The sequence below is a fragment of the Methylobacterium sp. E-065 genome, assembly GCF_022829605.1.
Lineage (GTDB): Bacteria > Pseudomonadota > Alphaproteobacteria > Rhizobiales > Beijerinckiaceae > Methylobacterium.
The window spans coordinates 25,175-33,119 of sequence record NZ_JAKSYD010000199.1; the positions used below are offsets into that span (position 1 = coordinate 25,175).

The following is a 7,945-nucleotide window of genomic DNA, read 5'->3' on the forward strand; positions in this document are numbered from 1 at the left end:
GGCGCAACGAAGTCTCAGACCCGCAGGGTGACAACCGCCGGTCGGGATCCGAACCGTTCGTTCGAGAGCTTACCCGCGCGCTAGCCCTTTGTTGGCCGTATCACCGGAGCTGCGTTGCATGGGCTCACTTGGGAGGGTCGAAGGCGTGGGTTATGACCCCTCCGTGTCGCGGACCCAGACAATGCCCCGCTCGTCGGGTTTCGAGCCCCAGCATCCCCAGCGCCTGGCCGCCCTGCGCGCCTACGCCGTCCTCGACACCCCCCCGGAACGGGCATTCGACGAGATCGCCGAGATGGCCGCAAAGGCCTGCGGCACGCCGATGGCCCACATCACGTTCATCGACGCCGACCGGCAATGGATCAAGGCCGCGGTGGGCCACGCGCCGCAGGCGATGCCGCTCGATTCCGGGTTCTGCACCGAGGCGCTGCGCGCAGACGGCCTCCTGATCCTGCCTGATGTCGCGGCGGAGCCGGATCGCGCCGGCAATGACCTCGTCACCGGGGAGCCGCACCTGCGCTTCTACGCGGGCGTCGCCCTGGTGACGCCCGATGGCTGGGCCATCGGGACGCTCTGCGTGCTCGATCGGGAGCCGCGCACCCTGACCGACCAGCAGGTCTTCATCCTGAGCGCGCTCGCCCGGGCGGTGATGGCGCAGCTGGAATCCCGCAGCGCCGAGGCCGCGCTACGCCGCAACGAGGAGCGCCACCGCTCGCTGTTCGCCTTCCTCAATGCCGGATTCTGCCTCGTGGAGGTGATCTTCGCGGAGGACGACCGCGCGGTCGATTACCGCTTCCTGGAGGTCAATCCCGCCTTCGAGCACCAGTCCGGCCTGACCGACGTGGTCGGCCGCACGATGCGGGAGCTGGTGCCCGGCCACCAGCAGCACTGGTTCGACCTCTACGGGCAGGTCGTGCGGACCGGGGAGCCGGTCCGGTTCGAGCAGCCGATCGCGGGGCTCGGCCGCTGGTGCGACGTGCACGCCTACCGGGTCGACGGGCCGATGCGGAACCGCGTCGCGATCCTGTTCAACGACATCACCGAGCGCCGCCGGAGCGAGATGACCCTCCAGGCGCGGGAGGCCGAGTTGCGCCTCGTCGCGGACGCGATGCCGGTGCTGATCGCCTTCATTGACCGCAACCTCGTCTATCGGTTCGCCAACGCCGCCTACGAGACCTGGACGGGCCAGTCCGCCGCCGATGTGGTGGGGCGGACCGTGACCGACCTCCTCGGCCCCGAAGCCTTCGCGGCGCGGCGCTCCGCCATCGAGCGGGCGCTCGCGGGCCACGAGATCCGGCATGAATGGGCCTGGACCTTCCCGGATGGCGGGAGACGGACCGCCGACACGCGCTACCTCCCCCGCCGCGGGCCGGACGGGCAGGTCGACGGGTTCTATGTGTTCGCCCACGACGTCTCCGAGCGGAAGCAGGTCGAGGACCTGCTCCAGTCGCGGGCGGAGCGCTTGGAGGCGCAGGTCGCCGCGCAGACCCGAGACCGCGACCGGGTCTGGACGCTGTCGCCGGTGCTGAAGCTCGTCTCCGACCGGGACGGGCGGGTCCAGGCGGTGAACCCCTCATGGAGCCGGTCACTCGGCTGGTCAGAGGGGGAGACCCTGGCCCGGTCCGCCCTGGACTTCGTGGCGGAGCCGGAGCGCGAGGCCGCGCGGGCCGCCCTGCGGCCGCTCTGCGAGGATCGCCGGGTCGAGGATGTCGAACTCGCCTGCCTGACCCAGTCCGGGGACCGGCGCCGCGTGCTCTGGACCGTCGTTCCGGAGGACGGGCTGTTCTACGGGTTCGGACGCGACATCACGGAGCAGCGCGAGGCCGAGGAGGCCCTGCGCCAATCGCAGAAGCTCGAGGCGATCGGCCAGCTCACCGGCGGCGTGGCGCACGACTTCAACAACCTGCTGACGATCATCCGCTCCTCCATGGAGTTCCTGCGCCGGCCCGATCTCGCGGAGGAGCGCAGGCGGCGCTACCTCGATGCGGTCTCCGACACGGTCGACCGAGCCGCCAAGCTCACCGGGCAGCTCCTCGCCTTCGCCCGGCGGCAGGCGCTCACGCCGCAGGTGTTCGACATCTGCGCGCGGTTGCGCAGCATCGCCGACATGCTCGATTCGGTGACCGGCGCGCGGATCCGCGTCACCATCGATCTCCCGGAGACGCCCCGCTATGTGCGGGCCGACGAGAGCCAGTTCGAGACGGCCCTGATCAACATGGCGGTCAACGCCCGGGACGCCATGGACGGGGAAGGCGGTCTGACCTTGCGCCTCGACGGCGACTGCCCGATGCCGCCGATCCGGGGCCATGCCGGCGCGCGGGGGCCGTTCGTGGCCGTGCGGGTCACCGATACGGGTACCGGCATCCCGGCCCCGGATCTGGGGCGGATCTTCGAGCCGTTCTTCACCACCAAGGAGGTCGGCAAGGGGACCGGGCTCGGCCTCTCCCAGGTGATCGGTTTCGCCAAGCAGTCGGGCGGCGACATCGACGTGGCGAGCGCGCTGGGCGGCGGGACCACCTTCACCCTCTACCTGCCGCAGATCGCAGCCCCAGCGGCGGCCGCCGAGATCGGCCGCGACGCGCAGCCGGAGACGGAGACGGTGCCGCAGCGGGGCCTGTGCATCCTCGTGGTGGAGGACAATCTCGGGGTCGGCCGCTTCTGCACCCAGATCCTGGAGGATCTGGGCCACGCCCCGGTCTGGACGAAATCCGCCGAGGAGGCGCTGGCCGAGCTCGACAGCACGCCGGATCGCTTCGACGTGGTGTTCTCGGACGTGGTGATGCCCGGCATGGGCGGCTTCGCGCTCGCCCGGCAGTTGCAGACGACGCGGCCCGACCTGCCGGTGGTGCTGACCTCGGGCTACAGCCACATCCTGGCCACGGACGACGCCCACGGCTTCCCCCTGGTGCGCAAGCCGTACGCGGCCGAGCAGCTCGCCCAGGTGCTGTACCAGGCGGCGAAGCGGCGCGGCCCGCCGAAGGCACTCGCGGCGCGACACCTCCCCGCCGAAGGCGCGGCGCAGGAGTGATCGTCCGCACGCGGAGGCAGTGCGGTCCGAGACCGGAAAGCCCCTGTCCACCAAGTCCCGAGACGCAGGATGCTCGGACCGGAACAACGCCGCCCCCTCTCGGGTTGATGCAGTGCAGCACAACGACGGCGTCGTCGTGCGGCTTGCCCATCGTGGGCGTTTCCTCCCAAGACTTCGGACCGTTCTTTGAGGACGGTCCTTTTTTTTGGCCTGTCCGAACCAACACGACCTGCGGAGACAGGTACTCAGGGAGCCCTTATCGTTTAGCAGCCGCCCCAAGGACTTGGCTCACGCCTCCAGGGCGAGCAGCGCGAAGGTGGCCAGCCAATGCTCGCCCATGTAGTCGCCCGCCACATGCGGGAGCCCCGCCGCGAGGTGCGCCTCGGCGGCTGCGGTCAGGACCGGCCGGCGGCGATCCTCCGGAGCGAGGGCGGTGGCGAGCGCCCGGAAGCACCACGCCCGGCTGAGGTTCAGCCCATCGAGATGGGCGGTCTTGCCGTCGCTGCGGTCGGTGACGGCGGCCGGGCGGAACAGGGTCACGGGCCGGCTCATCGCGAGATCGGGCAGGAACCGGTCGAACCAGCGTCCGAACCGCTCCGGCGGCAGCAGGCGGCGCATGCACTCGGCCTCGATCAGCGCGGAGGACAGGAAGTCGTCGCCGCCCGGCTCGCCCCAGGCGGGGCACGCTTCGTCCGCCCCGTACCAGCGCTCGGCCTTCTGCAGCAGCAGGGCCCGGAGCGCCGCATCGCCCGCTCCCTCGGCGTAGTCGGCGGCCAAACGCAGTGCGAAGGCGGTGTTGAAATGGGTCCCGACCCGCACCGGATAGGCGGCCAGCGGCAGGAAATCCCGGAACCGCCGGACCACGATCCCGGCGAGCGGCGCGAGCGCCTCGGCCCAGCGGGGCTCGGGCAGGCGGGCGAGTTCGTCGGCGAGCTTCAGCAGCCATGCCCAGCCATAGGGCCGCTCGAAGCCCCGGGCCGTCGGCCGACCGAGATAGGCGCATTCCCCGGCGACCTTTTCGGGGGTGAGCTGCGCATCGAAATGGGCGCGGATCGCCCCGGCCTGCGTGCCGTCCGGGAACAGGCCCAGCACGCGGGCGAGCAGCCACGTTCCGTGGACGCAGGAGTGCCAATCGTAGCTGCCATGGAAGACCGGGTGCAGCGCGGCAGGGGTGCGCGCATCCCCCGGCCCTTCCAGGACATGGCCCGGCTTGTTCGGGTATTCCTGGGTCACGTGGCCGAGGGCGACGCCGGCGAAGCGGGCGGCGATCTCCGGGGTAAGGGCGGGCGCCATCGGGGGCTCCGGGTTCGGGACGGGCCGGCATAGCCGCTCCGAAGCCTGCCGTCAGGACATCGGGCCGCTTTGCCGGCGCACGGTCGGATCGGCTATCGATGCCCCGGGCCGCGCCGCCGGCCGCACCGGAAGCCTCCATGCGCCGCGCGCTGCTCGCCGTCCTGGCCACCCTCATGTTCCCCGTGCCGGTCTCGGCCGCGCCCGATCCGAGCCGGGACGTGTTGTGGGCGGCGCTGAAGACCTGCGTGCTGGCCAAGCGGCTCGCCAACCGGACCTTTCCGTGCCTCTCGGTGGATCTCGGCGACGGGGAGCGGCCGGGCACGGCGGTCCTGCGGGCGCCCGGAGAGCCGACCCACAGCGTCGTCATGCCGACCGACACCGTGGCGGGCCTGGAGGCGCCGGTGCTGCGGGGCCCGCGCGGGGCCGCCTACTGGCGGGCGGCGCTCGCGGCGCGCCCCTTCGTGTCGGACGCGTTCAAGGGGAAGCTGTCGCCCGATGCGGTGGGGCTGGCGGTCAATTCGGCCCGGGGCCGCAGCCAGGACCAGCTCCACATCCACGTCGACTGCCTGCGGCCGAGCGTGCTGGCAGCCCTGAAGGCCCATGGCCGCCAGATCCAGCGGCGCTGGAGCCGTTTCCCGGTGCCGCTCGCGGGCGACCGCTACTACGCCCTGCGCGTGCCAGAGGCGGAGGCGGCGCGGTTCAACCCGTTCGCAGTCCTGCACACTCTGCCGGGCGCCCGGCCCGACCTGCACCGGACGAGTTTTGCGGCGTTGGCGACACCGCCGGGCGATCCCGAGCCGGGCTACATCCTGCTGGCCTACCGGGCTCCGAGCGCCAGCGCCGAGGACGTGATGGACCACAGCTGCACGGTCGCGGACCGGGGCGCCTGAGCGATCCTCAGCCGGTCTTCGGTGGCGCTTTGCACGGAGGGGCGCCTGCCGGCCGAGACTGAGTCGGAACGCGACTCGATCAGGACGCGATCGGCGGCGGCAGCGCCTCCAGCAGCTGGCGCAGGAACGCCCGCACGGCCCGGGGCAGCCGCCGCTCGCGCATGGCCTGGACCTGAATGCCCCGCACGAGATGCGCCCGGGCGAGGATCGGCAGGCTCACCAGCTCGTTGAGCCGCAGAGGCGTCTGCACCGAGAGCGCCGACATCAGCGCCAGCCCGCGCGAGCGCCGCACGAAGGGCAGCAGCGTCGAGAGGGTGTTGGCGGTCAGAACCGGCTCGACCGCGATGCCCTCCTGCGCGCAGGCGGCATCGAAGGCCTGCCGCAGGGTCGTGTCCCGGGTCGTCAGCGCGACCGGATACGCCGCCAGATCGGCCAGCCGCAGGGCCGCCGCGCCCGCCAGGGGATGGTCGGCGGCGGCGAGCACCCGCATCTCGACCTGCCCGTCATACAGCACCTCCACCTGCGCGGTGGGCGCGAGCGCGAAGGTGATCCCGAGATCGGCCTCCCCCACCGCCACCGTCTGGGTCACCAGTGCGGGCGGTAGGACCGTCACCTCGAAGCGGATGCCCGGATGGTCCGCGTGGAAGGCCGCGATGGCGTTCGGCACGATATCGAGGGCGAAGCCTTCGGCGCTCGCCACCCGAATCAGACCCCGGGCGAGCCCTTCGAGCTCGCGAATCTCCGTGACCACCTGCTCGGCGCGGATCAGCACCTGATGGGCGTGCTGGGCCAGCAACTCGCCCGCCGGACTCGGCACCATGCCGCGCGGGCGCCGCTCGAACAGGACGCAGTCGAGCTCGGCCTCGAGGTTGCCGATCTGCCGGCTGATCGCCGAGGCCGCGACGTTCAGCTGCGCGGAGGCCGCAGCAATCGAGCCGGTGCGGGCCACGACCAGGAAGTAGCGAAGGCCCGTCGTTTGCACTATCGTACCTCGATACGACTATACCACCACGTCCGTTGCCGATTTGGCAAGGCAGCACTCGCCAAATTCTACTTGTTGCGATCCCAGATGCACAACATCATGGCAGGGTGAAAAAGGTGGCAGCCGCGGATTGCTCCGTGTGACCTGTCCATCGCGCCGTCGGAGCCTCCATGCCGCTACGGACTCTCACCCGAGCCGCCACCTTGGCCGCCTCGCTCGCGACCCTGATCGCTGCGCACCCGGCGCTCGCCGGCAAGGCCAACGATACCCTGGTCTACGCCTCAGACAGCGAGCCCGAGAACGTCAGCCCGTATCACAACAGCGCCCGCGAGGGCGTGATCCTGGCTCGGAACTGCTGGGACACGCTGCTGTATCGGGACCCCAAGGACGGCAGCTACAAGCCGATGCTGGCGACAGCCTGGACCTGGGCGGACGACACGAGCCTCGATCTCACGATCCGCGAGGGCGTGACCTTCCACAACGGCGACCCGCTGGGGCCGGAGGACGTGGCCTTCACGTTCAACTACGTGCTGACGCCGGAGGCCCGCACGGTCACCCGTCAGAACGTCGACTGGATGAAGGCGGTGGAGGTCACCGGCCCGCATACGGTCCGCATCCACCTCAAGGCGCCGTTCCCGGCCGCTCTCGAATACCTCGCCGGCCCGACGCCGATCTTCCCGGCGGCCTACTTCAAGAAAGTCGGGCTCGACGGCTTCGCCAAGGCGCCGGTCGGCAGCGGCCCCTACAAGATCACCAAGGTCGATAGCGGCCGCGGCGTCAGCATGGAGCGGTTCGAGAAGTACTGGGCCGGCAGCCCGCTTGGGAAGCCGAAGATCGGCAAGCTGCAGTTCCGCGTCATCCCGGACGGCGAGAGCCGGATGGCCGAGCTGATGACCGGCGGCGTCGACTGGATCTGGCGGGTGCCGAGCGACCAGGCCGAGCAGTTGCGCGCCGCACCGAACATTACGGTGCTCAACTCCGAGACGATGCGGGTCGGCTTCCTGCAATTCGACACGCTGGGCCGCGCCAAGGAGAACTCGCCGCTCAAGGACGTGCGCGTCCGGCAGGCGATCTCCTACGCCATCGACCGCAAGGCGATGGTCGACAACCTCGTGCGCGGCGCCTCGCGGGTGATGAACGCGCTGTGCTTCGTCGACCAGTTCGGCTGCACCGACCAGGGGGTGATGCGCTACCCCTATGACCCCGCCAAGGCCAAGGCGCTGCTCAAGGAAGCCGGCTACGAGAAGGGCTTCGAGATCGATCTCGGCGCCTATCGCGAGCGGGACTACGCCGAGGCGGTGATCGGTTATCTCGGCGCCGTCGGCATCAAGGTGCGGCTCAACTACCTGCGCTACGCGGCGTTCCGGGACTCCCTGCGGGCCGGCAAGATCTCGATCGGCTACCAGACCTGGGGCTCGTTCTCAGTCCTCGACGTTTCGGCCTTCGACGGGGTGTATTTCCGCGGCGGCGAGGAGGATCTGACCAAGGATCCGCAGGTGATCGCCGACCTCCAGAAGGGCGACGGCTCCACCGATCCGGAGACCCGCAAGGCCGCCTACGCCAAGGCGCTCCAGCGGATCGCCGCGGAGGCCTACGCCCTGCCGATGTTCTCCTACTCGACCAACTACGCCTTCACGTCGGACCTCACCTTCACCGCGCAGCCCGACGAGGTGGCGCGCTTCTATGCGGCGTCGTGGAAGTGACGGTGATGGCCGCCGCTGCGCGACCGGCCCCCTCTCCCGTGCGGGAGAGGGT

Annotated in this window: 5 protein-coding genes; 3 read left to right on the forward strand and 2 right to left on the reverse strand. The window is 70.7% G+C overall.

The window, feature by feature from the left end; translation table 11 throughout:
• The first annotated feature begins 181 nt into the window (after nt 1–181).
• Entirely contained in the window at nt 182–3,025 is a 2,844-nt protein-coding gene (locus tag MKK84_RS24250) for a PAS domain-containing protein (RefSeq protein ID WP_243924502.1), read from the forward strand.
• Between the two features lie 288 nt (nt 3,026–3,313).
• On the opposite strand, the gene MKK84_RS24255 is transcribed toward MKK84_RS24250, so the two are convergent.
• Nucleotides 3,314–4,318 (reverse strand): DUF2891 domain-containing protein, encoded by a 1,005-nt coding sequence (locus MKK84_RS24255; protein ID WP_243924504.1) that lies wholly within the window; start codon nt 4,316–4,318, stop codon nt 3,314–3,316.
• Between the two features lie 98 nt (nt 4,319–4,416).
• Here MKK84_RS24255 and MKK84_RS24260 point away from each other — a divergent pair, with 98 nt between their 5' ends.
• On the forward strand, nt 4,417–5,208 hold the full coding sequence (locus MKK84_RS24260; RefSeq protein WP_409566538.1) for a CDP-diacylglycerol diphosphatase: 792 nt from the start codon (nt 4,417–4,419) through the stop codon (nt 5,206–5,208).
• A gap of 79 nt (nt 5,209–5,287) precedes the next feature.
• Here MKK84_RS24260 and MKK84_RS24265 read toward each other — a convergent pair whose 3' ends face one another.
• Nucleotides 5,288–6,190: a LysR family transcriptional regulator gene (locus MKK84_RS24265; protein WP_243924506.1), complete on the reverse strand. Its 903-nt coding sequence runs from the start codon at nt 6,188–6,190 to the stop codon at nt 5,288–5,290.
• Nucleotides 6,191–6,360: 170 nt separating this feature from the next.
• Between MKK84_RS24265 and MKK84_RS24270 the strand changes: the two genes are divergently transcribed.
• On the forward strand, nt 6,361–7,893 hold the full coding sequence (locus MKK84_RS24270) for an ABC transporter substrate-binding protein (protein WP_243924508.1): 1,533 nt from the start codon (nt 6,361–6,363) through the stop codon (nt 7,891–7,893).
• The last annotated feature ends 52 nt before the right edge of the window (nt 7,894–7,945 follow it).

Excerpts from the sequence above, each read along its gene's own strand:
- MKK84_RS24250 (WP_243924502.1), top strand. The coding sequence starts at position 182 with ATGCCCCGCTCGTCGGGTTTCGAGCCCCAGCATCCCCAGCGCCTGGCC.
- MKK84_RS24255 (WP_243924504.1), bottom strand. The coding sequence starts at position 4,318 with ATGGCGCCCGCCCTTACCCCGGAGATCGCCGCCCGCTTCGCCGGCGTC.
- MKK84_RS24260 (WP_409566538.1), top strand. The coding sequence starts at position 4,417 with ATGCCCCGGGCCGCGCCGCCGGCCGCACCGGAAGCCTCCATGCGCCGC.
- MKK84_RS24270 (WP_243924508.1), top strand. The coding sequence starts at position 6,361 with ATGCCGCTACGGACTCTCACCCGAGCCGCCACCTTGGCCGCCTCGCTC.